Below are 26,931 nucleotides of genomic sequence, written 5' to 3'. Positions count from 1 at the left end.
ACACATTGCTGCAATATTCATTCGCTATGCTAGTAGTGGTGATGGGTAGGTTTTGAAATATATACGGTGATTGTTTAGTAGATACGTACGTGTTGATTGATGCTGATAGAAAGTAACGAAAATTTTCAATTATTTTTCATTTAATTTCTCATTACAGCGCATGGCACGGTATTAGCATGCCAGATGGCATATAGTGCAAAGATTATGAATTTCACACTTAAATCGGTTAAATAAATGTGGTCGGTGTTGTTTTTTTGAGCAAGCAAGCTGATGTTGCACTGTTTTATCCCAACGTTTACCCATAGAAGACCAAAAAAATTTTAGGAGCGAGTATGTTTAAAAGGACAACAAGCCTTGTTGCACTGTCGGTAATTAGCGCCATATCGAATGCACAAGAGGCTGGCCGTATTGAAGCAGGCCAATTCGACATTATCCCCACGTTTAATTCATCTATGAGCTATGTTGATAACGTAGCTTATGCTCGTGATGGTGAACCTAAAATTTACAGCTGGCGCGCAACGCTTTCGCCAGAAATTATTGCGGCAACCGAAATTGATGGTAACCCCGTCCAATTTGGATACCGCTTAGAACGCGGTGTGTACTTTTCAAGCAGCGCAGATGACTACACTGACCATTTTGTTGAAGCTACCGGTGAATACGAACTAAATAGTCGTCATCGCCTAAGTGGAACTGCGCAATATGAAGATGGACATGAAGATCGCGGTACCGGTTTTTCACTTGGGGCTGGCGATGATATTACTTCGCCTGATACTTTTAAGAGTATATACGCTGGTGCTGAGTACAGTTACGGTGCGTTAACGTCAAACGGCATGCTAACCCTTAAGGCAAACCGAGAAACATTAGATTACGACCGAGAAGAGCAAGCTTACCTACTTCGCGACCGCGCTAAAAACAAAGTAGGCGCTGAATTCGCCTACAAAATAGCGCCTTCTACCGCGTTAGTGATTGACGTTACCAATACATATACTCGTTACGACCGTCAATTATCGGCAGCTTCTAGTCTTGATAGCGACACGTTACGTGTATTAGGTGGTATTACGTGGGAAAGTACGGCAGCCACTACGGGTTTTGCGAAAGTGGGTTACACAGAAAAAGATTTTGAGTCTGCAACTCGTAGTACTTTCTATGGCGTAGATTGGGAAGCGGGTGTTGAATGGCAACCTGTTACCTATTCAACGTTTCGATTTGCAACCAGTGCAGATACTCGTGAAACTAACGGTGAAGGTAACTTCATTCGAGGCCGCGATTATACCGCCTCTTGGGAACATGAATGGCTACAGCGCTTAAGTACATCCACAAGCATTAGCAAGTTAACAGATGAATATGTGCTAGATGACGAAGGCATTGCCAATCGTGAAGATGATTTAATGCGTTATACCGCTGCATTAAATTATCAAGCACGTCGTTACTTAAGCTTTTCTTTGTATTACACACTAAATGACAGAGACAGTAACCGAGATACTATTGGTTACGACAGAAGTGTAATTGGTTTATCTGCTGAGGTTAGCCTGTGAAGCAATGTGTAAACAGTATTTTCGCATTCCTTTTTGTTGTAGTGATGTCGTTCAATGCTATAGCACAAGAAGGTAATTTGAGTATGAGCCGCTATCAATTGGGCTCAGGTGACAGAGTAAGTATTAACGTATTTGGCCAAGACGATTTGTCGATGGAAGTGCGTTTGCCCGATGTTGGCACTATTAACTACCCGTTTATGGGTGAAGTAAAATTAGTAGGGTTAACCTTAGGCGAAGTAGAACAGCTTATTTATGAAGGCTTAAAAGGGGATTACTTAGTAAACCCGTCGGTATCGGTGACTATTATAGACTACCGCCCCTTCTTTATAGACGGTGAAGTTAAACGCCCAGGTGGTTACCCTTACCAGCCTGGTTTGTCGGTAAACAAAGCCGCTGCGTTAGCTGGCGGTTATACCGAACGAGCAGCAAGAGACAAAATAACTATAGTTCGAGAAAAAGATGGCACATCACGCAGCTTTACCGTTACGGTAAGCGACATGATTCAGCCCGGTGACATCATTACCGTAAATCAACGCTTTTTCTAATTAACAGAATTTCAGGATATAAAAACAACATGGCAGTAATTAATAGGGATGATGTGAATCATGGTGTGCTAGATAGCGAAACTATCGATATTGCACACTACCTTGGAATTCTGAAACGCTACGCTTTCCGTATTGTTTCATTAGCTATTGCGTTTACCATTTTAGTGGCTTTGCTGGTAATGCGTATGACGCCACTTTACACGTCGTCTACCACCATATTGGTAGATTCAGAAAATGCAAATGTGGTGTCAATTGAAGAAGTGTATGGCTTAGATACTAAGCGTAAAGATTACATGCAAACCCAATACGAAATACTACGCTCGCGCCAAATAGCAGAGCGTACCGTAGAGGGCATGAACTTACACTTAAACGATAAATTCATGCCGCCTGAAGAAGGCCCTGGTATTGTAGATTCGCTTTTAGATAGCGCTAAAGATATGCTGCCATTTCTTCCTCAAGAAGAAGTGGTTGAGCGTACCGAAGCACAAATTATCGCGGCAAAAAAACGTTCGGCCGTGTTCAGGTTAATGCGCGCCGTAGAAGTTAGTATGGTAGACAACACGCAGGTAATGAAGATTTCAGTAACCACTGAATCTGCTTCGTTGTCGGCGGAAATTGCCGATACTATTGCCGATGTTTACATTGAAAACTACCTTCAAGCAAAGCTTGATATGACTGCTAAAGCAACGTCGTTTCTTACTGAAAGCTTAGAAGGTTTGAAAGATAAACTCGATATTGCTGAAAAGAATTTGTCGCAGTTTTATGAACGCAACCAAGTGGTAAACATCGACGGTGTAGTAGGCCTTGCTGCTGACGAACTAGAGCGTTTGAGTTCACAACTGCTTGATGCACAAACTGCACTAAAATTAAATGCGGTTATATACAGACAAACACGCAATAACGTTACCCTTGATGATATTGCAAGATTGCCAGAAGTACTGAATCATCCTACCATTCAAGGGGTGCGCCGCGACGAAGCTAAAGCCATGACTCGCGTGTCTGAACTTAGCAAAGTGTACGGCCCTAAACACCCGAAAATGATTGCGGCAAATGCCGAGCTTTCATCAATTCGTGAAACTTTAAATACGCAAACTCGCGACCTTATTTCCAGTATTACTACCCAATACCAAGTTTCAGAGCAGCGCGTAGCGCAGTTACAACAAGAGGTAGAAATAGCGAAAGCAGAATTCCGTGGCTTATCTGCGTTAGATAATGAGCGCAAAGCGCTTCAGCGCGATGTTGATATTAACCAGCAACTGTATAATTCATTCTTTACTCGATTGAAAGAAACCGATGAGTTGGGCGGCTTTGAATCGGCTAACGCCAGAGTTTTAGATAGCGCCGTGGTGCCATCACAGCCTTCTGAACCAAACAAAAAATTGCTGATTGGTGCAGCTTTCGTATTCAGTATTGGTTTTGGCGTGTTTTTAGCCATTACCATGGAAACGCTTAATAGCGGTATCCGCTCGGTAGAAGATGTAGAGCGTAAGTTAGGCCAGCGTATGTTGGGATTAATTCCATGGCTGGCCCATAAGAAGAAAACCAATTTACCTATTCGTACTTATTTTGACGGTAAAAAACATCAGTTTGCCGAGTCGGTTAGAACCTTACGTACTAGTTTGTCGTTATTGAATTTAGATAAAGACAACCAAGCTATTATGGTTACCTCTAGCGTGCCTAAAGAAGGTAAAACTACCGTATCTATTAACCTTGCGTTCGCGTTAGGGCAATTAGATAAGACCATATTGATAGATGCTGATTTACGCCGCCCAAGTATTGGTAAGCAGTTTAATATTCCAAATTATCAGCCTGGTGTAGCTAACCTTATTCTTAAAACCCACAGTTTTGATGAATGTTTGGTTCGTGATGAACAAGCAAATATTGATATTCTTTCTGCCGGTACCATACCTTCTAACCCGCAAGAGTTGTTAGCCGACAAAGGCTTCGATGAACTTATTAAAGTATTAAAGACCCAATATAAATATGTGGTAGTTGATACTGCGCCTACCCAAGCAGTAAGTGATTCAATGGTTATTGCTAACTCGTGCGACTCAATTATTTACGTGGTTCGCGCCGACAGTACTAGCGAGAAAGTGATCAATACTGGGTTGTCTCGTTTCTTACAAGTTGGACATCGTCTTGATGGGGTAGTGCTAAATCAAGTAGACTTACGAAAGTCTGATGTAGCACAGAGGTACGGCGGGTTTTATGATCAGTATGATTATACTAGTCATAAGGACAGCTAAAAATTAATTGATAGACCTTCACAGTCATATATTACCTGGTATTGATGATGGTGCCAGAACCATGGCCATGTCGATTGACATGGCCAAACAAACGCTTGAGTGCGGTGTTACGCACTTAGTTTGTACCCCCCATATTCACCCTGGGTTTTTCGATAATACCCCTGCTATTATTGAAAACGCGTACAATGAACTGGTGCTTGAACTTCAACGCCAACATATTCCTCTTAAATTGTCTTACGCGGCAGAGCTTCGCGTGTCAGAACACATTCCTATTTGGATAAAGCAAAACGCCGTTCCGTTTTTAGGTGATATTGATGGTAAAAAGGTGATGCTGCTTGAAATGCCTCATAGTCATATACCATCTGGGCTAGAACCGCTAATTAAGTGGTTATTGAAAAACAACGTACAGCCGCTTATTGCACACCCAGAACGAAATCGAGAATTGCTACGCGAGCAACATAAGTTTGACTGGTTGCGGCGCATAGGGTGCTGGTTTCAAGTAACGGCTGGCGCACTTACAGGCCGATTCGGTGAGCCAGTGCAGAACTTTGCGCTAACGCTACTTGCCAATAAAAGTTTTCATGTAGTGGCTTCTGATACCCACGATACTGTTCGCAGACCTAACGATATGGGCGAAGCATTTGCAGTGGTATCGGCGTTAGACGCGGCCTACGCCCAGCAAGTTTTCGTCACTACACCGGGTAAGATAGTAGGGGCAAGTAGTGACCTTATCTAACGTATACAACAACAATCAATTATTGATAAAACGTGTTGTGCGTACCGTGTTTTTTATTACCGCCGCCTGGGGGGTAATATGGAGTGCTCAGTTTTTTGTATCGGGTAACTATTACTATCGTGTAAACAACCAGTTAGAAGCATGGCAAAGTAAACCTGAACTGGTTACACAAAGCAAAGTAAGTGATGCTATCACCAAAATAGATTCTGCCATTTCCATGTTTCCAAATAACGCATTGTATTATCAAATGCGCGGGCAGCTTTATGAGTGGCAAGCCTTTGTTTCTCAAAGCGCGGCTCAAAGCGCTTCTGACAGTAACAAAACGAATAGTTTGAAACTGGCCTTTTCCAATTACCAGCAGAGTTTATCGCTACGGCCACTTTGGCCAGCTAGTTGGATAGGCTTAGCGTCGGTTAAATGGAAGCTTAATGAAGTAGACGATACTTTCTATCAATATATGAATAAAGCGGCTCAGACAGGCCCACAAGACGCCGTAGTACACAAATTTATAGTGGAGTATGGCTTAGCCAATTTTTCGGCACGATCGCCTGAGTACATTAACGTTATTCAACCATTAAAACATCATATGAAATTAGGGTTGGCAAACCCCCATAGCAGAGAAGCAATTGTTCAAAGTATAGTTAAATACAACGCAGAAGAGCCCGCATGCAGATGGATGCGCTTGGCTTCTTACCCAGTAAGAAAACGCATTCCCAACTGCATCACGTACAACTAGCAGTATTTACGTTAATCTCTTACCGTTAGAAGCATGCTGTTACTCGCATTTTCATTAGCTTTGCATAGCGATGTTTAAACTATTTTTATAATGCCTTTGCTTAAAACGTAGCTTTAAGCCAATCCCACAATCCTAGCGAAAAGTTTTCGAACAAATTAATGCCCAGCCACGATTTCAGTATGTACAGCAAAACCATACCTACAAGCAGTGAAAATAAAATAAATAGGGTGAAACCAAACGCCAAAGTAAGTTGGCCAATTTTGCTTTCTATGCGGGAAGGGTCTCGTTTATCTTTGCCACCTAAAAGCACAAAATAAAAACGGCTGTGGCCAATACCCAGGGTGCCCCTTAAATCTAATTTATGTTTACCCCAACGCCTGCCTGCTAATGCGGTATTAATATGGGTAAGCTGTTCTTCACTAAAAGAGTTGGCCACATGCTTGGGCATCCTTTCTAGCATATGCTTAACGTTGGGTTCTTCCTGAATGGGGTGATTAACTTTTAAAACCACGTTGCACTATCCATAATGTTCTTCATAAGTGAATGCATACATAAACCTTAATTAGGGGCTTTGTAGCACCTAATTACATGAGGTTCATTTGCGCGTTGTTGATTTGCGAACCCGAATACGATTACTCATTGCCCCTAATGCCAGCAACGTAATAAATATCGCACTGTTAGCCGGAGCCTGTAAGGGAAAGTCTACGCTACTGTGCATTGCCATACCAATAATTGCCATAAAACACGCAAATGCCGCACCGCGTGGCAGAGGGTGGTGGCGCTGCTGAAAAGCTTTGAATGCATTTATGCCGCAAAACAGTACAAATACGCCCATAAGTAGTGCGCCAATAACGCCAAACTCAATACTAAACTGCAAATATTCATTATGAGCATGATCGTAAAAGTGTTGAATACTCTCACTTTGAAGTTGAGGGTAAACTGTATAGAAGGTTCCCCCACCTGTACCAATTAGCGGGTATTCCGATAACAAGGGCAGTACGTCGGTAACTACTTCGTCTCGGCTTTCATTGGTTAAATCGGTTTGTTCAAGGCGTTGCTTCACTTCGTTTAAACCAAATACACTACTTACAATCATAATGTCGATAACTAGCATGCTTATAAACAAGGCGACATAGCTTTTTTGTCTAGGCTTGAAATACCACAAACCTAGGGCTGCGGTTATAGTCATGCTAACAAAAAATGCCGTATTCCCCATTCTTGAACGCGACATTACTAATGCAATAACCATGATAATAATACCAATACGAAACAGCACTTTATTACCTAGCCAAAACTTTAGCCACCGCCGCAATCTTTCTCTTTTCGACAAGCCATCGTCTTCGCCTAAACTTGCTATTAAATAGCCTAGTGCCGCGCTTAAAGAAAGCAATAAGTAGTTAGCAAAATGGTTTTTATAAATAAAACTGCCGGTAGCAATGTGGGTAACAGATTGTTTGAACACTAGGCTGTACTCAATACCCGATAACACCTCAAGCGACCCATAAATAGCCTGAAATATACCGCTTGCACTAATTGTTATTAATACAAATTTCAGCCGAGATGTAGAGCGTACCAATGCCAATACACAGAAAAACAACAAGCAATAGCAAAGCGATTTCAAAAAAACAATTTGGCTTTGACCTACATCGAAACTAAGAGGCAGCCAACTAGCACCAGTTGGTACATTTGCGTATTCGGGTAATAGCTTTTCTGGGCGTAGGCTGGAAACAAGTGAAGTGGGTAGGGGAATTAAGTTAAGTAGCTGCCAAGCAAGAAACAAAACCCATAGCAGAACGAAAACACGATATTGGCGAACTACAACAGTAACGGTGCGAAAGTGAAAGGCCATTAATGATGCGCTTATACAAAAAATAGAAATTTGCATAAGGGCCCAAGCCCATGGTCGATTGGCCCCTAAAGGGATAGGCAGCCAAAAAAGGGTAAATAAAAGAAAACCGAAAAGAAGCTTTTCGGTTTTTCTATTATTAACACTCAGCATTTAATATCGCCATTTATTACTACCACTAACGATCGCTAACACAGAGTTTAATTACAATATAATTTAGTTCGCTGAAACAGTAGTATCGCCACCGCCCGCACCAGCAGCACCCGTGCCCACACCTAGTGGTGATACGTCGTTGCCAGCAGCACCCGCCGCAGTAGCAGTAAGGGTAGAGGTATCGATGCCTGCATTAATTGCGGCTAACAATGCGTCTTCGGCACTAATTACGCCCGTTTGCAATGCAACGTTATAAATTTCGTTGGCATCTTCTGGAAACATAATCATCGCAATGGTAACCACTTCTGATGACTGTTCTGGTAATGCACCAAAACCAGCAATGGCTAATTCAAACCCAGTTGCGTTATCTACCAATAAACCTACCATGCTTTCAAACGTAGCTTGGTTAGTCTGTAAAAAAGGCAAGCTTTCAGCCGGAATAGCAACACTGCCATTCGCAAGCACATCGTTACTAACGGTAACCGACGCTTCTTCAGCAGGAGTACCATTATCAATAACGGTTAATAACTGGTTTCTAATTTGCAAACCTGGAACGCTACCTGCACTTTCTTGCGCAATAGCCACTGGCGAAATAGCAATAAGCACACTCATTACTAAAGAAAAAATAACTCTATTACGCATAATAGTTCCTACTTCAAAAAAATCTGTTTGCATACATTAAGTATTGTATACCAAATGTACGCCCCTTGTCTTAGCTTTATTTGCTGCCTAAAGTGGTCGCTTAGGTTAGTTACCCAAGCGCCACGCTGTAGGCTTGGCAAAGTGATAGCCTTGCTGATAAACAACCTGCAGCTTATTAAGCGCATTACTTTCAAGTTCGCTTTCAACCAGCTCTGCAATAACCTTAATTTGTAACCCATTAGCAATACTTACTAGGCTGCTAACAAATAGCTGATTGTCTTTGTCTTCATGAATATCCTTGGTCAATTTGCCGGATATTTTTACAAAGTCGGGCTGAATAGCCCTTAACCCACTTAATGATGCAAGATTGTCGCCAAAATGTTCAATAGTAATCGTGCAACCTGCACGTTTAACCATTTCACAGAATTTAAGGGTTGCTTCACGGTAATAAATAATAGCTGAATCTTCAATTTCAAAGGCTAATCTGTCGCATAACGATTTGTTTTCAATAAGGTAACTACTTAGCCATTGGCAAAAGTCGGCATTTGCAATTGATGCAGTAGCAATATTCACTGCCACAGTATGTGGCGATGCCATTAATTTACTAACCACTAAAGATGTTACAAGCCTATCTACTTGGGGTATTAAGTGAAGCCGCTCTGACGCAGGTATTAGCTGCGACATAGGAATATCGGTGTTGGTTGACACATCTTTAAAGCGCGCGAAACCTTCGTAGTAACAAGGCGCTTTGTTTTCGGTACTAAAAATTGGCTGAATTAAAATGTCGGCATACTGCTGTAATAATATGTTGTTTAGCCTTTCGCGCCATTCAGTATTGCTATGTATGTACGTAAGCTCTGAAGCAAACTGCCAGCCTCTGTCTAGCTTCGTTGCCGCCAGCAGAGCGCTATCCGCTTTTTCCATCACTTCGGAAAAGCTATTTTCACTTGAATATTTAGCGGCACCAATCCAGGCAGTTTTGTCGCCATCTTTAAGAAAATCTATTTTGTTGATTTCATCGGCAAGGCTTTTAAGTCTTTTTTCGCATTCTTGTTGCGATACAGCTTCCATTAATAAGGCAAAATCAGAACCCGACACTCTAAATAACGTCACTTTATCTGGAAATTGCATTACCGCCAGTTTCAGTTTTTTTGCAGCCGCACTTACATATTCATCACCCTCGGCACCGCCGAGCAGGTTATTTACCCGTGCTAGCTGCGTTAACCTAACTAATACCACATAACCTTCTTCTACCGTAGCCGTGCCACTTAATAGTGCGTTCATGTGTCGATTGAAGGCATTTCTGTTAGAAAGGCCTGTTAGGCTGTCGCCATAAGCAATGGCCTTAAACTGTTCGGCGCGTGCAGTAAGTTCTTTAAACATACTTTCTACTGCTCTAGACAGCTTATTAACGGCTAGCGTAATAAAAGAAAACTCTTTGGTGAAAGGTTGATAATCAATTTCTGAGAATTTTTGGTTTTGAATATCGCCAATTTTTTCAGTTACTATTTCCAGAGGTTTAGTAATTTGACGAATAATTACCAACAGCACTAAGTAAGCAATTACAAAAGCAATTAAAAACATTAGTGCACTTTGCGTAATGCTATCCCAAAGCTTTTCGTTGGCAAGGCCTGGGTGGCTTTGCACTGAAAGCTGCCCCGCGATTGTCCAGCCATCGTTAAGCTCGGTATCTTTTACAGGAGGGGTTACATGCACCGCTTCCGTAAACCAATTCGGTACTGTGTCTATTTTATTCGGGTTTTGCCTAATAATGAGCGTTTCGCCATTGGCATCTTTTAACGAAATTGTTTGATAGTAACCTCTGTCGAATATGGCATTTACCATAGTTTCAGCCACTGCTTGGCCATTTTCTTGCGACAGATAAGGCGCCATAGCCAAACCTAAAGAGGTGGCGGTGTCTTGTGCATGGGTAGCCAATTGTTCATTCACATATTCTTTGGTCATTTTTACGTTAATAAAAAAAGAACCGGCGAACACGGCCAGTAAAAAAATTAGCAAGCTAACGCTTAGTTGGGTAGATAATTTCATTGTTCTTGTGTATCTCCGAGCATTACGCTGTTTAAACGATCTATCATGTCGTCCCACATTTTCATGGGGCCGCTGCCTCTTAATTTTCTGCCTGTTCCCATAGACTTTGCAGCCCAAAGACCTTCACCATTAAAACTGTACACGGGCGCAAGATCACGTCGCTTATTTGCAGGTAGTATACGGCGGTTAATATTATCAAGCACTAATGGAATAGAGGTAGGGCTTGGATAATAGGCTAATACCATATGGGGTTGGTTCAATTCTAACGCGGTAACGTACATAAGGCGAAGTTGCGATTCAGGAATGCCAAGTTCTATTAACGAAAAGTACTTAGCAATAGAATAATCTTCACAATCGCCCGCACCTGTTGCAATAAATTCAATAGGCGTGGCCCAGTAATCGGGTTGACGCCAATGCTTCAGGTCGTCCACAAATTCAAACCGATTGAAAAAACGGTTAACTTGATAAAGCTTTTCATCAATATCTTCGTTCTGACTGTTGGTAACTAATTGTCGCCACTTTGCTACATCAGAAGAGGCATTTTTACCAAACAGCGCTTCAACTCGGCTATAAACTGCTGGGGTGAATATATTTTTTTGTTGTGCAACAACATACGATGCCGCACTAAAAAGCAACCCCGTTAGAGCATAAATACAGGTTCGGCGGTAATTTTTACACGCGTTGCGAGTTGCCATGCCAATTGAGCCTTAATGCACCTAAGTGAAACGAATTCACTAAAAAGTAACTGTAAAAAAAAGTTAACCACTTCATAGTATATTAAAAATGTGGCAGTAAATTGATAATGTCAAACTTACAGAAAAGTTGGAAGTGTTTTCAACGTAGTATCGTTGATGTAATAGTTAGCACTTATATTTGGCATGTTTCATGAATGGCATTGTGAATAAAATTTATAGTAGCCGCATACAATAATAGTAACCGTATATAGCCTGAACATTAATTACTACTATGCGAATATAGTTAATAAGTCAGCTTAAAAGATAGCTTACAAAGAAACAGCTGCACAAACAGTTAGGTTTTAACCCAAACCTCTAGTGTTCGCACTAGAGATTCGCACCAGTTATTCACAATAGAGCAAAAGTGTTACTAGTTGTAATGTTGTAATTTTACTACAAAACCAATTTTGAGCTGTGCTAAACTTACCTTTAGCATTTAGTCTAAAGACAAGGAAAATGACGTTTCATGCTGAAAAGTAACCGCCCAGTGGTATTTATAATTAATTCCCTTGAAGGCGGCGGCGCTGAAAGGGTAATGGCAAAGTTGCTAGCAATTATGGAAGATTACTTTTCCCGCGCAAACGTACCTGTTCACCTTGTACTGTTAGATACCCTTGAAGAAAGCCAGCAGTGCCCACCATATGTTACTAAAACGGTGCTTACTAGTAATGGCAGCCTTAAAGCCGGTTATCAACAGCTAAAACCATTGCTTAAAACCTTAAACCCGCAAATATGTTTCAGCTTTTTAACTCGTAGCAATTTTTTAAACATTGCTATAGCAAAATCGTTAGGTTACCGCGCCATTATTAGCGAGCGAGTGAATACCACTAGCCATTTATCAGGCGGTTTAAAAGATGCTATAAGCCGATTTTTAGTTAAGCTTTTGTATAAGCGGGCTAACAATGTTGTAGCGGTGTCTGAGGGCGTAAAAGCCGATTTAGTTGAAAATTATGCGGTGCCTGAACCTAAAATTTCCCTTTTATATAACCCGTACGATATTGCCCAGCTTCATGAACTTGCGAGTGAAGAGGTAACCGACATTCCTAAAGCACCATACATTATTGGGGTAGGGCGGTTAGTTAAAAACAAAAACTTTTCATTATTATTAAATGCTTATGCTAAAGCCAACATTGTTGAAGATTTGGTTATTTTAGGTGTGGGTGATGAAGAAGCCACGCTTAAAGCGCTAGCAAAAACATTAGGCATAGCAGATAGAGTACATTTCTTAGGTTTTAAACCAAACCCATACCCTTACGTGGCCAAAGCAGAATACTTTGTTTCAACCAGCAACGCAGAAGGTTTTCCCAATGCCATAGTGGAAGCTATGTGTTTAGATAAACCGGTAATTGCGACAAATTGTGAATCGGGCCCGGCTGAAATTATTGCTGAACAATACCCTTACCAAGTTTCTGGAGCCAGCGAAGAAAAGAATGGCATACTGTGTGAGTTAAATAACGCCCAAGGTGTTGCCGATGCATTGGTGTTATTCAAAGGTAGCGCTAACAGAATGCGTTATGTAGAAAAAAGCCAAGCGTGTGCGCAGCAGTTTTCTTATGCAGCTTTTCATAAGCGTGTAAGTGCCATTCTAGAAAAAGATGACTAATTAATTATGTTTGAAGCAATCAAACTACTGGTAGGGGTGGTAAGCCTAATAATGGTTTATAGAACCATTACCGGTAACTGCAACAAGTATTTAGCCTTTGCTATTTGTGCAATATGGTTACGTTACTTCCTATCTGCATTTCACACTATTACGTACCCGTCTTTAGTGGCTGGTTTTTCAATTAATGCATTGGGTAGTATAGGCGTAGCAGGGTTAGGCTTATTGCTTATTCCAACGGCTGTTTTTACGCTAAAAAAACTATTTCCTTTTTATGTGTTTTTTACTGCTATTGCGGTAAGTGGTTTCGTGAATATGCAAATACCAGGCACCATAAATGTACTAGTTAAATGGTGTTATTTCTTAGTGTTGGCAGGTGCATTGTTTTTATCTATACGCAGCCAAGGACAGAATGAAACATTTAAGAAGTTGTTGGTGGCGTTTGTAATGCCGGTAACGCTTCAAATATTATCGATATTATTGGGCCAAGCAAAAGCGGCAGAGGCGGATGGATCCACAAGTTATATTGGTGGTTACAACCATGAAGCAGCTTTTTCTATGATAATTGTTAGCTTTGTATTTGTTGTAGGTCTTACAGAAAGAAATTCTATTCGCTTTAGGACCAGCTTGTTTACACTATCTATTTTTCTTCTTGTTTTAGTTAACTATCGAACCGCTATTTTAACTATATTGCCGATTGCTGCGGTATTTTATTTTACCTTGGTTGAGCAAAGGTTAAAGCCATCTCAGAAAGCGCCGGTATTAACTATTGTAATCATGTTTTTAGTTACCGCTTTTATGTTGCTTTCTTTTACGATGCGTGAGCGCTTTGCAGACGTTGGCTTATTAGTCAGTAATTTAGATATCATTTTTAAAGCACCAATTTATTTTAGCGAGTCAGAAAAAGACATTATGTCGGCCCGCGTGTTTATCTGGAGCCAATATATAGACGCATTTGCAAATGCAAATTTGTTAAACCAATTGGTGGGGTTTGGGCCTGATTCTTGGAAAGGTGTGTTTGCGAAATACGCGCATAATACTTACGTTTCAAACTTGTATGAATACGGTATTTTGGGCTTCACTGCGTTTATTTTTATGTGCGTAAATTGTTTGCTACAAGCTCTCAAAATTGCCAATAAGGGGCTATCTAAAATAGTTGCCTTCTCTATTGTAGGTTTTTTAATCATGAATATGGCAACCATGCCATTGTGGAATATTGAAGGGTTAGTATTTTTTGCCATTTTGATAGGCGTAGTGTTTTCAACAGCAACTTCTAAGAAAACAGTTCTTTCTAAAGTAAATGACAGAAAAGCAAATCATGAGGTTCGTGAGGTAATATGAAGATATGTGCAATAGGTTTGCGTGGAATACCTGATGTAATGGGGGGAATAGAGTCCCATTGTCAACAGTTGTACCCTCGTATGGTTGAAAGTGGTGTATCGGTTACAGTAATTGCACGTTCTCCTTATGTGAACCAGAAAAAGTATACTTATAAAGGCGTTAACGTAATAAGTGTATGGACGTTACAACATAAATTTTTAGAAACGTTTATGCATACTTTCTTTGCTATTTTATACGCTAGGCTATTTGTACATCCAGATGTGATTCATCTTCATGCTATTGGCCCCGCTTTGTTTACCCCACTGGCTAGATTGCTAGGAATGAAAGTAGTAGTTACCCATCATGGTGCCGACTACGACAGGCAAAAATGGAACGGACTGGCAAAGTTCATACTTAAAACTGGCGAAAAAATGGGTGTGCTTTTTTCTAATAAAATGTTTGTAGTAGGTAAAACACTTACTGAAAGATTAAAAGTACAATTTCCGAAGCAAGCCGATAAAATTAGTTATGTACCAAATGGAATGCTTCCATCCTTTACCGGGGCAATAGATGCAAGTGCGCTTCCGAAAGAACTATCTTTATCTTCACAAAATTATATTCTGACAGTAGGCAGGTTAGTACCCGAGAAGGGATTTCACGATCTTGTTACCGCTTATAAGGCTTCAAGTACCCATTTAAAACTTGTGATTGTGGGTAAAGCCGATCACCAAGATGAATATGCTTCTTCTTTGGTGGGTGAAGCAAGCGAAAATATAATTTTCGCTGGGCGAAGATCGGGTGATGAGTTAAAAGCATTATATAAACATGCGAAAGTATTCGTTCTGCCTTCATACCACGAAGGCTTACCTATTGTAGCTTTAGAAGCCATAAGTGCGGGTGCGCCAGTTTTGTTAAGTGACATACTACCGAATAAAGATATTGAAGCCCCTGAAGACAGTTACTTTCCCGTTGGCGATACATCAGCATTATCTGAAAAGATAACAAGTTTAGATTCCCTAAATTTAGACTTAGATCAAAATGCATTTTTATATGAATTCAATTGGGACAGGATTGCGGAAAATACTATTTCACTGATTAAAATGACTGGCAAAAAAGGTGATAACCAATGAGTTTGAAAATCTCAGTAGTAATAACCACCTATAATCGCCCCGATTGCTTATTAGAAGCCCTAGATGGTATTAAAAGCCAAAGTTGTTCGCCGCATGAAGTTATTATTATTGACGACAATTCAAGCTGTTCGTATGAAAGCGTAATGCCTGCTATTAGTTCATTGAATGCAAAGTATTATAGGCAAAGTGTTTCATGTGGTGCGAATAAAGCCAGGAATTTAGGCGTTGAATATTCCAGTGGCGATATCATTGCCTTTCTTGATGACGATGATATTTGGTTACCGGAATATTTAACTACTTTAAATGAAAAGTACCTAAAGGGTGCAGATGCTTGTGTTTCTGGCTTTAAGCAGCTAGGCAAAGAGGAAGTAGTAGTAGTTAATAAAGATACATCAGTTACCAAGTCTTCATTGTTGCGAGGAAATACCTATTGTGGAATGAGCGGCTTTAGTGCGAAACGTGAACTATTACTGCAAAACACTTTTGATGAGTCGTTGAATAATGGGCAAGATTGGGACATGTACGTTCGACTGTTCCAGTTAGGTGTGACGTTTGTAAACGTGCCAACCCCCATTTTTCTGTATAGATTTCAAAATGAAGATGGTATTGGTGCAAAAGTACGTAAAATGAAACCTACTGATATCGATAAAAGGCTAGGTTCAGCTTACAAACATAAAATTTTTCTCGGTGAATACTGGTTTAAGAAGCGCGTTTGCGAACAAATTTTGTTCTCTTTAAAACATAAAAACGCTAAGGTGTTATGGGTAAAAAAAGCTATTGAAATGGCCGGAATACGAGCGACAATAGTTTTCTTCATTGCTGCAATCAAGCGTAAATTACTAAACACTCCTATGGATATTTAATTTTACACTGACATGTTCTACAACAATTGGTAAGTATTAATATATAATGAAAAAAATTTTTTTTGAACCAATCACACACAGTAACCAATTTATTGAAATAAACAAAAATACTTTGGAAAAAATTGGTTACAAACCGGTCAAGTTTTCATTAAAAAATATCATTTCTAATCTTAAAAACAGAACTCCATTAGTTTTAAACTGGGTAGAGGATCAACCCTATCGAAAAGATATAGGGAAACTCAAAGCTTTTTTAATAACCGTTAAATTTCTAATTTTAATTGGATTGTCGCCAATTTTTTCCTCCAAAAGGGTATGGATAAAACATAATTTTAAGCCTCATAACTCGGTTGGAAGTTTGTTTTACTATAATATAATCTGCTTTTTCTTAAAATTTTTCCAATTTGAGAAAGTATACTTGGAATCGTATTTAGGTGGCTCGAGTATCATTCATCCACTTTATTTAGCGGATGAAGAGCTAAGTAGTAAAGTTAGTGTTGTTCAAAATACTCCTACGAATAAAGCAAAAAAAGTTCTATTTTTCGGAGCAGTAAAAAAATACAAAGGTTTACACACACTACTAGAAGAATGGCCGCCTGAAATAGAGTTAATCATTAGAGGGAAATGTGTGGATTTATCATATGCTTCCGAACTGATGCAGATCATAATACGAAGAAAACTTAATGCAACTTGGGTGAACGGTTTTGTTTCTGACAGTGAATTAGAAAATTTACTTGAGTGCACAGACTTCATAATCCTACCTCACGAAGATGAAAGTATGATTTCTTCAGGTACTTTCTATCACGCAATATCTTATGGCTGTAATGTACTTACTAAACAGTCTCGATTTGCACTTGCAAAATCAGAGAGACATAACTTTGTAAATGTGGTCGATTTCGCTGAGCTTAATCCACTTTATCTCCAAGAAATATATATAGACAGAAGCCGTGTTATTGAAAGCTCGCTGGCTAACTACTCTAGAGCTAACCTTCAGTCCTGTTGGGCTAAAATCTTAGACTGATTTCGGAAAAATTAAGTTGAACGTTAAAAAGAAAACACTCACGGGCTCGCTGTGGAACGTTGTACGAACTTTTACTATAAGCTTCATAGATCTATTCGTTTATATGTATCTGGCAAGATTACTTACTCTTGAAGAGTTCGGAGTTCTCACTTTTTGTTTGCTGATAGTTGAATTTGCAAACATGTTGACAAATGTTGGAGTAAACCAAAATTTAATCCAACGTAAAGAATGGGATTTAAGTTATTTTTCGAGTGTATTTACATTTGTTCTTTCGGCTTCAGTAGTACTTACATTTTTACTAGGTCTAATTGGTGGGGGAGTTGCTTTTTATACCCATTCGAAGCTTGCCGCCTTGGTAATATTGTCTCTTTCTATTTTACCAATACTTGTAGGCCTTCAATCTATTTTTTCTGCAAAAATGGAAAGGGACTTTCTTAACAAGGAGATTACAACAATAAAAGGAAGCGCTGCGGTGTTTTCAGGCCTGTTAACTATTACTTTAGCATATAATGGAATAGGGCTTTGGTCAGTAGTTGTCGGTAAAATAACTCAACATACTGTGGTGCTTATCTGGTTTTTTACTAAGGCAAAGTTAAAGGTCTCACTTAGTATAGAGCGTTCACATTTAAATGAAATTACTTCTTTCTGTTTACCCTTATTTGCTATTGCGGTGGTTAACTTTTTGCACGGAAAGGCATCAAATTTATATGTGGGTTTAGTGTTAGGGGCAGAAAAGTTCGCATTAATTTCTGTTTCGAAAAAAGGAACCGAAGTTCTTAGCCAATTATCGATTACTTCAATTAATAAGATGATAGTACCTTCGATGTCACGCGTTGCGAGTGAAAAAAAAGTTGCAGCTTTCTATAAAGTGCTGCATTTCACCTCATTGGTAGTTATACCGAGTTTTCTGGGGCTAGGTGCAGTTAGTGAGAAGTTCATACTCCTATCTTTTGGTGCGAAATTCTCAGAGAGTGCTATATTCCTTCAAATTACAACATCAATGATAATAGCTCAAACCCTCACATGGTTTTTACCTAACTTGTTGATATCTGAAGGAAAAACTAAAGATGCCCTGCGGTTGAAGCTTATAAGCGTCATTGGAAGTGTCCTAGTTTCAGGTTGTACAGTTTGGTTCGGTGTCGAAGTTATGCTTATTTCAATGACTGTAGCCTCTTATTTAATAATGCCTATTATTGTAAGTGTAGTTAAGAAGCACTACGACATTGAACTAGGAAAGATGATTAAACTCTGTTTACCATCAATAATTTCAAGCTTCGTTATGATAACGGCTATAAAGGTTGCTGAAGTGTACTTGGATTTATATAGTATCCCTTTGATTTTTGATCTACTTGCGCTCGTTTGTGTTGGTGGATTAACTTACGCTATCATGATTATGATTTTCTTTAGAAGTAGCGTGGGTGAAGTAGTTGGTTTACTGAAAAAAAATCAATAAAGCCTTTTTAATTTCAAGTGTCAGTATATTTTACAAGCTTGACGTTTATAGATGGTTTTATAATCTCACCAAGCTTCAAGCCTATGAATATTAAGGCTTTTTGTTTTTTGGCAAGGTATTTGCTTTGATAGGTTTGTATTGGTAGTCAATTTAGGATTTGAAATGAAAAAGTATTTATTGATGGCTCTAGCTGTATTCAGCTTTAGCAGTAACGCAAGTGTAATTACGTTGGATATGAGTCAGCCGTTCGTAAATTATGGTAATCAGTTTACCGATGGTACAGTGACTGCGAGCTCTGATAGTACAACACTTGATATGTTCGGGAACAATTGGGTTGCTTTTAACGGTCCTTATGTAATCGATAGCAGCACTATCTTGGAAATTACGTTTTCTTCATCATCAATCGGTGAATTACACGGTTTCGGTTTTGATAATGATACTATTTTTGATACGGCAGCCGATTATAACAATGGCGGTGATAGGTATTTTCAGTTAGCTGGAAGCCAAACTTTCGGTGTTCAGGATTTCAATACTTACACAACAGAAGGTTCTACGGTTACTTTTACAGTCGACTTGGGCAACTATTTAACTGGCACATTCAACTATTTGGTTTTCATTAACGACCAAGATCAAAATGGTGTTGACGGCCAGTCGCTATACAGTATATCTACTACAGATAGTAGCTTTGCTCCTACTGCGGCACCTTCAGCTCCTGTAGCCACAGTGAGTGAACCAGGCGTATTGGGGTTGATGTTTGCTTCAGTATTATTACTTGGCGCCTCAAGAGCACGTAAAGCGGTTTAATTATCTTTTATGTAAAATCCTATTCGGTAATAAAAACCACTTGCCCCTAGTTGGCAAGTGGTTTTTTTTTGTGGCTAATCGAAATAACGTATTTGTCTTTGCTATTTTACCTACAGAATTATTTTCCATTCCCGTTCCCCATTCAGAAAATTAAGATATTACAATATTGCTTCGTCGACTAAAAATGCACGATGTTATTCTATTAAAAATTCGCCAGCGGAAAAGATATTCAGGTTGTACTTTTATCGCTAAAAATGATTAGAGCTTAGATAAGCTGTAAAATAACTAAGCCCTAATATTTTTATTTTGAATCATTAAATCTTGAGGAACTAATGAGGAAGTTTTAGCCTGTTTAAATACAGGCTAGTGTGTCGGGGTAAAGTGGGAAGTATTAAGGCAACAGTAGAAGGTAAAACCAGTAACAGACTTACTGGTTTTACTAAAGTAATTTTAGTATTTTTACTGAAAGCGATCGAATGGAAAACTTGCAAAAAGTGCCAATTGACGTTCATGGAGGTCAGGAATTGGCTGTGTAGTAAGGTCTAAACATTCCTCTATAGACTTTCCTATCGCAAAATCTTTCCGGCCAGTACCCTGATAATAATCGTTATATTTGAATATGTTTTCCCCACTACCTGAGTCGTAAAACACTGCTGGTATGCCAAATGCTTCTGCCAGAACAATTCCATGTAGACTACTCGTAATTACTTTCTCAGCATTGCATATTTGAGAGATAAAGTTTGCGGGTAGCTGCCTTGGTGAAACAAGTTGACTCTCGTAAGCACTATAAATTTTGAAGTCATCATTTAATTGTGGAATTACGGCAATCCCGTTTTTGCGTTGCTTTCCTACTGTATTCAACAGGTCTTTAGGGTAAAGGAATGGTGCTAGTATACCAGGGTCACCAAATACCTCAGGCACCTCTATATTCTTAGATTCTAGGTACTCTTTGGTCAAAGGGCCACGTACACTTCTCACATCTAATTTAGAGAAGGTATGTTTATTTTCATCAATTTTTCCGTTTCTTCCTGTACCCCAAATCACATCATTATCATTCGCAAAATGAAGTACCGATCCAATGGACAATATTTTACCTGTATCAATATCTAGTGGATGTTTATCTCTAAGGTTTAAGGCATATAAAACTGTTTCATATGCCAAATAGTCTCCGATGTTGGGCTTCTTGTCTTTAGGGTTCCAGAAATACACCTTGTTCTGTAGTTTCAGAGCACTTTCGACTTTTGGGCTACCTTTTATACGTTTAAACACTTATATTCCTTAATTAAATCCGTTTTACGATTTTACTAAACCTTGTAACGGTGGTTACTTCGCTGTTCTTCCATATCTATCTGAAAAACGAACAATGTCATCTTCACCTAAGTAAGCGCCTGACTGGACCTCAATAAGCTCTAACGGGATTTTGCCGGGGTTCTCAAGCGCGTGGACGGAACCTATTGGAATATAGACAGATTCGTTTTCAGTCACTAATTTGGTTTTGTCGTCTATGGTGACGTTTGCGCTACCAGAAACGACTATCCAATGCTCTGCTCTGTGATGGTGCATTTGCACCGATAGTTTCTCGCCGGGTTTAACAGTGATTCGTTTAACTTGAAATCGCGATCCGTTGTCGATTGAATCGTAGCTACCCCAAGGCCTAAATACTTCACGGTGAAACTCAAATTCGGGACGTTTGTCAGATTTTAGTTTACTGACTACATTCTTAATACTTTGAGCATCATTTTTATGCGCAACCATTACTGCGTCTTTAGTTTCGACTACAATTACATCATCCAAGCCAATGACTGCTACTAGTCGCTGCTCAGAGTTAACGTAACTATTTGTGGTGTTTTCCAAGATAGTATCGCCGATAGTAGCATTACCATTTTCGTCTTTTTTAGCGGTTTCCCACAGTGAAGTCCAACTTCCCACGTCAGACCAACCAGCGTCTAAAGGTACCATGGCAGCGCTAGTTGTTTTTTCCATCACGGCATAGTCAATTGAGTCGTCTTTACAGTTAGAAAAAATATCTTTATCGACTCTGATAAAGTCTAAATCGGGAGTTTCAGATTCAATTGCTTGCTTACAGACTTCTAAAATTTCTGGGCTGTATTTTTCCAACTCTTCTAAATATCTACTCGCTTTGAACATGAACATACCACTATTCCAGTAGTAGTTACCGGATGAAATATATTCTTTAGCTATAGATAATTCTGGCTTCTCTACGAAGCTTTCTACTTCGAAGCCTAGTTCTAGTGAACTTCCAGATTTGATATAGCCGAAGCCAGTATGAGGTATAGTAGGAACTATTCCAAACGTTACTAGTTTCCCTGTTTCTGCAAGTTTTTCGGCTTGATTTATGGCAGAATGAAAAGCTTCGTTATCTTGTATTAAGTGGTCTGCGGCTAGAACGAGTAGGGTCGGGTCTTCACCAGCTTTTATTGCGTGTATTGCAGCTAAAGCTATTGCCGGCGCCGTATTCCTACCGACAGGCTCCAGAAGAATCCCGCCATGGATGATGCTCTTTTGTCTTAATTGCTCCGCAACGAGAAATCTATGTGCTTCGTTACAAATAAATACAGGCGCTTCTGTGGGCTTGTCACCTAAACGAGTAACAGTATCTTGTAACATCGTATTGGCTGATGTTAACGACAAAAATTGTTTTGGTAGCGCCGCACGAGACTTCGGCCACAAACGGCTTCCTGTGCCGCCAGCTAAAATGACTGGTTTCATTGATAGATTTCCTATTTAGAGAGTATTAACTGAATGTTTTACCAATATTATGAAGTGTTCGAGGAAGATATTGAACTTTTAATAAAAACACTTCATAGCTACGCGTTAACAAGAGAGCTATATATTGCGTAATCTATCCTACTAATATTTTGAATTTTACTCATTATATCTTTATTTTCATACAGGTTTGATGATTCTGTCTTATTGGGACTAGAATTTTTACTATCTATTTTTATTCTTGTCTGAAAATGTGAGTTAAATTTGTTTTGCCACTCGTCTAACTTTTCTAGAGTTCCAGATACAGCAAAACTCTTCAAGTTAGTAATAGCGGAGGTAATAGCTTCGTCTTCGTTAGCAAAAATTTCTTCGGCATTATTATATTTCGAAAAATATCTGGCGTATGTGGTTGCAGAATGCAGTGCTGCAGCAGACGATAGATAATCCTCTATTTCATCACTATGCCTCATCCAATCAGATTCTTTGTATTTGTTGTAAACAAACTCAGATACAAATCTTTTGTTAGGGTCTCGTAGGATAGTTACAAAATTCCAAGTATCACTGAAGTTATCAACGATTTCAGGTCTCGCTCTACAATGACCTGTCGTAAATCGTTTGTACTTGTCGCTAAGATGAAAAGCCAGCTGCACTTCTCGGGCCATAATCATATCTATATCTAATAGTTGTGCACTTATTTTGCTAGCTTTAAGATCTATATGGCTACTTATCCTAGTAGCTTTAAAAATACTAGGGTATAAAGAAGCGTGAATTGCGTTCGATAGTGACACCCCTGCACATTTGGGTATATGACAAAAAAAGACTTTTGGGTAACGTGATAGAAAACTTTCAGCATTTTGTTTTATTAAATTTCGCATTTATGCTTTACCTTTAAGTGCATTGCTTTTATTTAAATTTTATCTAGTTAGTTAACCCGATTACGATATCTTTGTCTTCATCGGTATTATTCATACCAACAATTTTTTTACTTATTCTCAACTCTGAGAATGTAACCGAGCTGTTATTCTCTTCTTGTTCTATATCGTTATCCAATATAAACACGATATAGTTGATTTTCCCTAAATGGTATTTACCAGCTTCTATAGTAATTTCCCCGTAGTTATCGTACCCAACTAATTGAGTCAGATTATTTCCATATTGTTGTGAACCACTAAGTCTAATAACTTTGGAGGCGGTAAGTGAATTATTTGTTTCTAGTGCAATACCAACAATTTCAGCTTCACCGATAATCTCATAATTTAAAGACAATATAGTGTCATCTTCGATAACATATTCTAACGGGAGCTTATACCAAATATTCCCACTGAGTCTGATACTAGATTCATTCTCTACATCTACATTGCCATATTGAGTTTGGTTATCAAATGACGAAAGCTGTTCTTCTTTAATTTGAATATTAAAGGCAAGCGGCGTGCCAGGTGAATTATTATCCGATAATCGACTAAAGTTAGGCACCAAATGTGAATCAGAGATAGGCAGTGCGATGCTCGGCTCATTTTTCAGCCCGTAATTAAAGACCGTGTCGGTAGTTAATGGGTGGGTAAGTAAGCTATCGGACGCTACATCTAAGTTTGGTCTACCTATTTTGGTATTAAAGATAACATTGTTTGTAAATTGCGACAGGGGTGATTTTTCTTTATCGAAAATCCCAAGTCCAACAGCATTATTAAATAATCTATTGATTATTATATTATTGGTCGCTTCTACCCAAAAGGTGCTGTCACTGCTCACACTTGAGGCCGCTATCCCGTTTCTATCAGTAATAATATAGTTTTCAAGTATATAAGTTTTTCCGGCTGGCTTTGACAGCAACCCCCCTGCTTTTATGGCTGCCCACTCTTTACCAGTTTCATCACCCAAATCATGTATGTAGTTGTGAAAAACATAGCTCGGCCCTAGCATATTAGGAGCAATACTTATGCCAACATAGCCCTGTGTCATCTCATTTTCATAAACTAATACGTTCCGTTGGCCGCCATCTATTTCAATCAGATCATCATTTGCGTACGCTAAATAATTCCCATATATAGCGGAGTCACGTACAAACCCACCAGTTCTATATGCATTTTTTCGACCTTCAATTACGTCATTGAACCTGTTTGAGTCGGTGCCGAAGAAGCGGTTATTTCTTACAATTATCTGTCCACGGTAAACTTCTTCTGGGTGGTATGCGTAAATCTGTAGAGCATTTGGCCCTTTGGGGTGGCCAAAGCCCCAGTGATTCGCTTTACCATTTGGGTTCTCAATAATGCAGTCTTCAATTACTGATACCCCTGTTTTTTCTAAGTAAATTCCTGAGTCGTAATTAATAGGTGAAGTGCTTTCGACAGACTTATAACCAATACCACCTCTATAATCATTTGCTACATTTCCATACTCAGATATGTCACAGCCTTTGATCCATATATGATGAGTTTTATCTGAGTAAACCCCATATCTTTGCCCACCTTTAATAGTGAGATTTTCAAGCATAATGTAAGCTTGGGAGCCGATGTTTACAGCCGACAGGAACTCGTCAGAAGCAGCTATAACCGGACCGTCACCAATAATTTTTGCGTAACCGTTCTCATCGCCGTGTATATTTAGTGCTTCTAAATCTAATTGACCTCCGTTGTATATTTCAGAAAGGTAATAAATTTTCTCAGGATCTATCGGGGGAGAATCAGGGCGCGTTTTAAAATCGAAAAAGTACTGTTTTTTAGTTTCGAGGTAATCAGTTACTACTATTTCAACCTCATATTGGGTATCTGGCTCTAGATGTACAATGCTTCCTGAAAGTGCACCGTATATCGGCTCCCATGCAAGCTCTAATGCTGGAAGCCATTTATTATCGCCAACTTTTCTGTATTTTACTTCACTCGTACTATCCTCGTCTTGCCCGTAAATTACTAGGCCAACTGAGTGTATAAGTGGGGTGGCACTATTTTCCATGCCTGTGGCAGAAGCATCCAATACAATTGTTGGGTCTAGTTTATTTTCAACCGCGATTGCTAACAGGCTACTTTCGTCAATTAGATTCTTTGCACTCGCGTAAGTCAGAATTCTATACGCATCTATTGGGAACAAAGAGACAAGGGTTGAAATTGACGAAGGTGTATCATCCATATAAGCCAATTTCTCTGAAATTTCATTTCCCCGATATTTGTTCTGTACAACTAGCAATAATGTTCCTGTTTTATATAAGTGAATAATATTATCGTTGTGTCTCGAGATAATTACTTTAGCCGACTTCGACATCTTCATTCTTGATAGGGCAGTAGTTAAGTCGGTTTCATTACTCGCTTTGCTCGCAGCAAGCTGAGCTTGAATTACCGCTCCCAATTGGTTGTCAACGGAGTTACTTTTTTGAGGGTGATTCGACACTGAGCAAGATGCTAGTACCACCACCAACGCTATAATAAATAAAGAGAATAGCTGTCTGTAACGCATAGAAAGGGATTCCATGAGAAAATCCTTAGGCTGAGTCGAAAAAGAAAAAATACAGGTGTTCTGGCGTGAATAACCGTATTTTTACGGAAGAGACTTATAGTCTAGTAATACGATTTAAACTACACAAGCGATTAGTCGGAACAAAAAAATTGCTAACTTCGTTTTTATATAACTATTTTATTATTTTTCATTTTTATGCATTAGCATTATCTAAGGCTGGTTCTACCAAAAATTACATCTGATAAGGTGGGAAATTAACACTCAGGATGCGCAAAAATGATGGCTTCATCATCCAGACGGGCGACATGCACACCTGACTCAAGCTAAAGTTCTCAAACTGTCGCACTACCAGAAACTTGCGAGAGAGAGGTGTGTTCGAACTACCAATTGAATTTATAAATGTTTTATTTAACAGTCACGCGTTTTCTTATAAGCAAACCACAAAAAATGATCATAATCACCCACGTACTTGGCGAGTTCACCCTAACTGCATTAACACTAGCCAATGTAAAACCTAGTGTGGAATCAATATTGCGCTCGAAGCCGCCAGCGGCAGGGTAAAAGTTTTCTCTTACGCGAAGGGTGCCACTACCTTTCTGGTTATCGTCAGTAAAGTCTACGTCAACCCACGAAAATGGCTGCGAAAAGTCGGGTTGCTTGTCGAATAGTTCAGTTTCTTCACTAAATACCAGGAAGTCATTAATTAAATCGAAAAAATAAATGCTTAAATCGTAGGTTAAGTTTGTCTCGCCCTGGGGTGTCGTTTCTGTAAACCTCGCAAAATCGCCAAAAGATTCACCGTCTCCAATAGGGCCGCCATCGTAATCAGGGCCGTTGTACATTTCAATGTGCTCTTCAGGAAAGAAGTCATCCTCAAAAGCGTTGTAAATGCCTTGATTGGCTAGTGTGTAAGTGGTGCTACCCAGGTTTAATTGTGAAGTCAGTACGGGTAAGCCATATTCTACTTGCCCCCACCAGTACCAACCGGTTTCAAGCCGGCCGCGTACTTCTCTTGATAAGTCTAATGTAAACGAACCGCTTATAGGCTGGTTAAGCAAACTGGCTTCGTCAAACTCAGAATTTGCGTTGTTTTCTATACTAGAAACAAAGCCTGTGAAGTTAAATTGCATGAACGCAGAGTGCGCGTTGTAAGAAATAAATAGTATGAGTACAGCTGCTATCTTAATAAGCATAAAAGTTCCTTTTTACGCAAAATGAAGGGTTTTTGATAACTGCAGAATTTATAATAAGCCCAGTATGAAATTTGTTCTATTGTTTATTTAACCAATTTAAAAACTACCTAAAGTCTTGTTTGCCACCTAAGCAAGCCCCTCATTCAACAACTTT

22 protein-coding genes are annotated in these 26,931 nt (G+C 39.4%); 12 read left to right on the top strand and 10 right to left on the bottom strand.

Going from position 1 to position 26,931, the window contains the following annotated elements; all coding sequences use genetic code 11:
• Window positions 1-332 precede the first annotated feature (332 nt).
• The 5 genes from AVL57_RS07345 to AVL57_RS07325 are packed head-to-tail and all read left to right on the top strand — an operon-like array spanning window position 333 to window position 5,798.
• Window positions 333-1,535, top strand: a complete 1,203-nt coding sequence (locus AVL57_RS07345) for an outer membrane beta-barrel protein (protein WP_057792553.1) — start codon at window positions 333-335, stop codon at window positions 1,533-1,535.
• A gap of 44 nt (window positions 1,536-1,579) precedes the next feature.
• Complete coding sequence (locus AVL57_RS07340; RefSeq protein WP_057796218.1) at window positions 1,580-2,080, top strand: polysaccharide biosynthesis/export family protein; 501 nt, start codon at window positions 1,580-1,582, stop codon at window positions 2,078-2,080.
• 29 nt (window positions 2,081-2,109) lie between these two features.
• Window positions 2,110-4,326: a GumC family protein gene (locus AVL57_RS07335; protein ID WP_057792551.1), complete on the top strand. Its 2,217-nt coding sequence runs from the start codon at window positions 2,110-2,112 to the stop codon at window positions 4,324-4,326.
• A gap of 7 nt (window positions 4,327-4,333) precedes the next feature.
• Window positions 4,334-5,062 carry a tyrosine-protein phosphatase gene (locus AVL57_RS07330; RefSeq protein ID WP_057792549.1) on the top strand — a complete coding sequence of 243 codons (729 nt, stop codon included), beginning with the start codon at window positions 4,334-4,336 and terminating at the stop codon, window positions 5,060-5,062.
• Window positions 5,049-5,798 (top strand): VpsP family polysaccharide biosynthesis protein, encoded by a 750-nt coding sequence (locus AVL57_RS07325; protein ID WP_057792547.1) that lies wholly within the window; start codon window positions 5,049-5,051, stop codon window positions 5,796-5,798. Before AVL57_RS07330 ends, AVL57_RS07325 begins: the two co-directional genes overlap by 14 nt.
• Window positions 5,799-5,898: 100 nt before the next feature.
• Here AVL57_RS07325 and AVL57_RS07320 read toward each other — a convergent pair whose 3' ends face one another.
• From AVL57_RS07320 to AVL57_RS07300, 5 genes are all read right to left on the bottom strand, one after another.
• Entirely contained in the window at window positions 5,899-6,309 is a 411-nt protein-coding gene (locus tag AVL57_RS07320) for a hypothetical protein (RefSeq protein ID WP_057792545.1), read from the bottom strand.
• An 84-nt stretch (window positions 6,310-6,393) separates the two neighbouring features.
• On the bottom strand, window positions 6,394-7,683 hold the full coding sequence (locus tag AVL57_RS07315; RefSeq protein WP_231751178.1) for an O-antigen ligase family protein: 1,290 nt from the start codon (window positions 7,681-7,683) through the stop codon (window positions 6,394-6,396).
• A 177-nt stretch (window positions 7,684-7,860) separates the two neighbouring features.
• Window positions 7,861-8,439, bottom strand: a complete 579-nt coding sequence (locus AVL57_RS07310; protein WP_057796216.1) for a hypothetical protein — start codon at window positions 8,437-8,439, stop codon at window positions 7,861-7,863.
• A 105-nt stretch (window positions 8,440-8,544) separates the two neighbouring features.
• Window positions 8,545-10,488, bottom strand: a complete 1,944-nt coding sequence (locus tag AVL57_RS07305; protein ID WP_057792541.1) for a bifunctional diguanylate cyclase/phosphodiesterase — start codon at window positions 10,486-10,488, stop codon at window positions 8,545-8,547.
• Window positions 10,485-11,183, bottom strand: coding sequence for a transglutaminase-like cysteine peptidase (locus AVL57_RS07300; protein ID WP_057792539.1), 699 nt, complete (start codon window positions 11,181-11,183; stop codon window positions 10,485-10,487). The genes AVL57_RS07305 and AVL57_RS07300 overlap by 4 nt, the downstream gene beginning before the upstream one ends.
• 505 nt (window positions 11,184-11,688) lie before the next feature.
• Here AVL57_RS07300 and AVL57_RS07295 point away from each other — a divergent pair.
• From AVL57_RS07295 to AVL57_RS07265, 7 genes are all read left to right on the top strand, one after another.
• Entirely contained in the window at window positions 11,689-12,825 is a 1,137-nt protein-coding gene (locus AVL57_RS07295) for a glycosyltransferase (protein ID WP_057792537.1), read from the top strand.
• Between the two features lie 6 nt (window positions 12,826-12,831).
• Entirely contained in the window at window positions 12,832-14,163 is a 1,332-nt protein-coding gene (locus AVL57_RS07290; RefSeq protein WP_057792535.1) for an O-antigen ligase family protein, read from the top strand.
• The gene (locus tag AVL57_RS07285; RefSeq protein ID WP_057792533.1) at window positions 14,160-15,272 is read left to right on the top strand and encodes a glycosyltransferase family 4 protein; all 1,113 of its coding nucleotides are present in this window, start codon (window positions 14,160-14,162) and stop codon (window positions 15,270-15,272) included. Before AVL57_RS07290 ends, AVL57_RS07285 begins: the two co-directional genes overlap by 4 nt.
• Window positions 15,269-16,135 carry a glycosyltransferase family 2 protein gene (locus AVL57_RS07280; protein ID WP_232363286.1) on the top strand — a complete coding sequence of 289 codons (867 nt, stop codon included), beginning with the start codon at window positions 15,269-15,271 and terminating at the stop codon, window positions 16,133-16,135. The genes AVL57_RS07285 and AVL57_RS07280 overlap by 4 nt, the downstream gene beginning before the upstream one ends.
• Before the next feature lie 46 nt (window positions 16,136-16,181).
• Complete coding sequence (locus AVL57_RS07275; RefSeq protein ID WP_057792531.1) at window positions 16,182-17,153, top strand: glycosyltransferase family protein; 972 nt, start codon at window positions 16,182-16,184, stop codon at window positions 17,151-17,153.
• A 16-nt stretch (window positions 17,154-17,169) separates the two neighbouring features.
• Window positions 17,170-18,606 (top strand): oligosaccharide flippase family protein, encoded by a 1,437-nt coding sequence (locus tag AVL57_RS07270; protein ID WP_057792529.1) that lies wholly within the window; start codon window positions 17,170-17,172, stop codon window positions 18,604-18,606.
• A 162-nt stretch (window positions 18,607-18,768) separates the two neighbouring features.
• Window positions 18,769-19,410, top strand: a complete 642-nt coding sequence (locus tag AVL57_RS07265; protein ID WP_057792527.1) for a hypothetical protein — start codon at window positions 18,769-18,771, stop codon at window positions 19,408-19,410.
• A gap of 459 nt (window positions 19,411-19,869) precedes the next feature.
• Here the strand turns inward: AVL57_RS07265 and AVL57_RS07260 are convergent, their stop codons facing one another.
• From AVL57_RS07260 to AVL57_RS07240, 5 genes are all read right to left on the bottom strand, one after another.
• On the bottom strand, window positions 19,870-20,679 hold the full coding sequence (locus tag AVL57_RS07260; RefSeq protein ID WP_057792525.1) for a polysaccharide pyruvyl transferase family protein: 810 nt from the start codon (window positions 20,677-20,679) through the stop codon (window positions 19,870-19,872).
• Between the two features lie 54 nt (window positions 20,680-20,733).
• On the bottom strand, window positions 20,734-22,140 hold the full coding sequence (locus AVL57_RS07255; RefSeq protein ID WP_057792523.1) for a mannose-1-phosphate guanylyltransferase/mannose-6-phosphate isomerase: 1,407 nt from the start codon (window positions 22,138-22,140) through the stop codon (window positions 20,734-20,736).
• A 98-nt stretch (window positions 22,141-22,238) separates the two neighbouring features.
• Complete coding sequence (locus tag AVL57_RS07250) at window positions 22,239-23,012, bottom strand: sulfotransferase family 2 domain-containing protein (RefSeq protein ID WP_057792521.1); 774 nt, start codon at window positions 23,010-23,012, stop codon at window positions 22,239-22,241.
• Between the two features lie 43 nt (window positions 23,013-23,055).
• The gene (locus AVL57_RS07245; protein WP_138118042.1) at window positions 23,056-25,599 is read right to left on the bottom strand and encodes a right-handed parallel beta-helix repeat-containing protein; all 2,544 of its coding nucleotides are present in this window, start codon (window positions 25,597-25,599) and stop codon (window positions 23,056-23,058) included.
• A 389-nt stretch (window positions 25,600-25,988) separates the two neighbouring features.
• Entirely contained in the window at window positions 25,989-26,777 is a 789-nt protein-coding gene (locus AVL57_RS07240; protein WP_057792519.1) for a hypothetical protein, read from the bottom strand.
• Window positions 26,778-26,931 lie beyond the last annotated feature (154 nt).

The sequence above is a fragment of the Alteromonas stellipolaris genome (assembly GCF_001562115.1).
GTDB lineage: Bacteria > Pseudomonadota > Gammaproteobacteria > Enterobacterales > Alteromonadaceae > Alteromonas > Alteromonas stellipolaris.
Note: the sequence above shows the minus strand (reverse complement) of the source record. Positions and strands in the feature narration are given on the sequence as shown.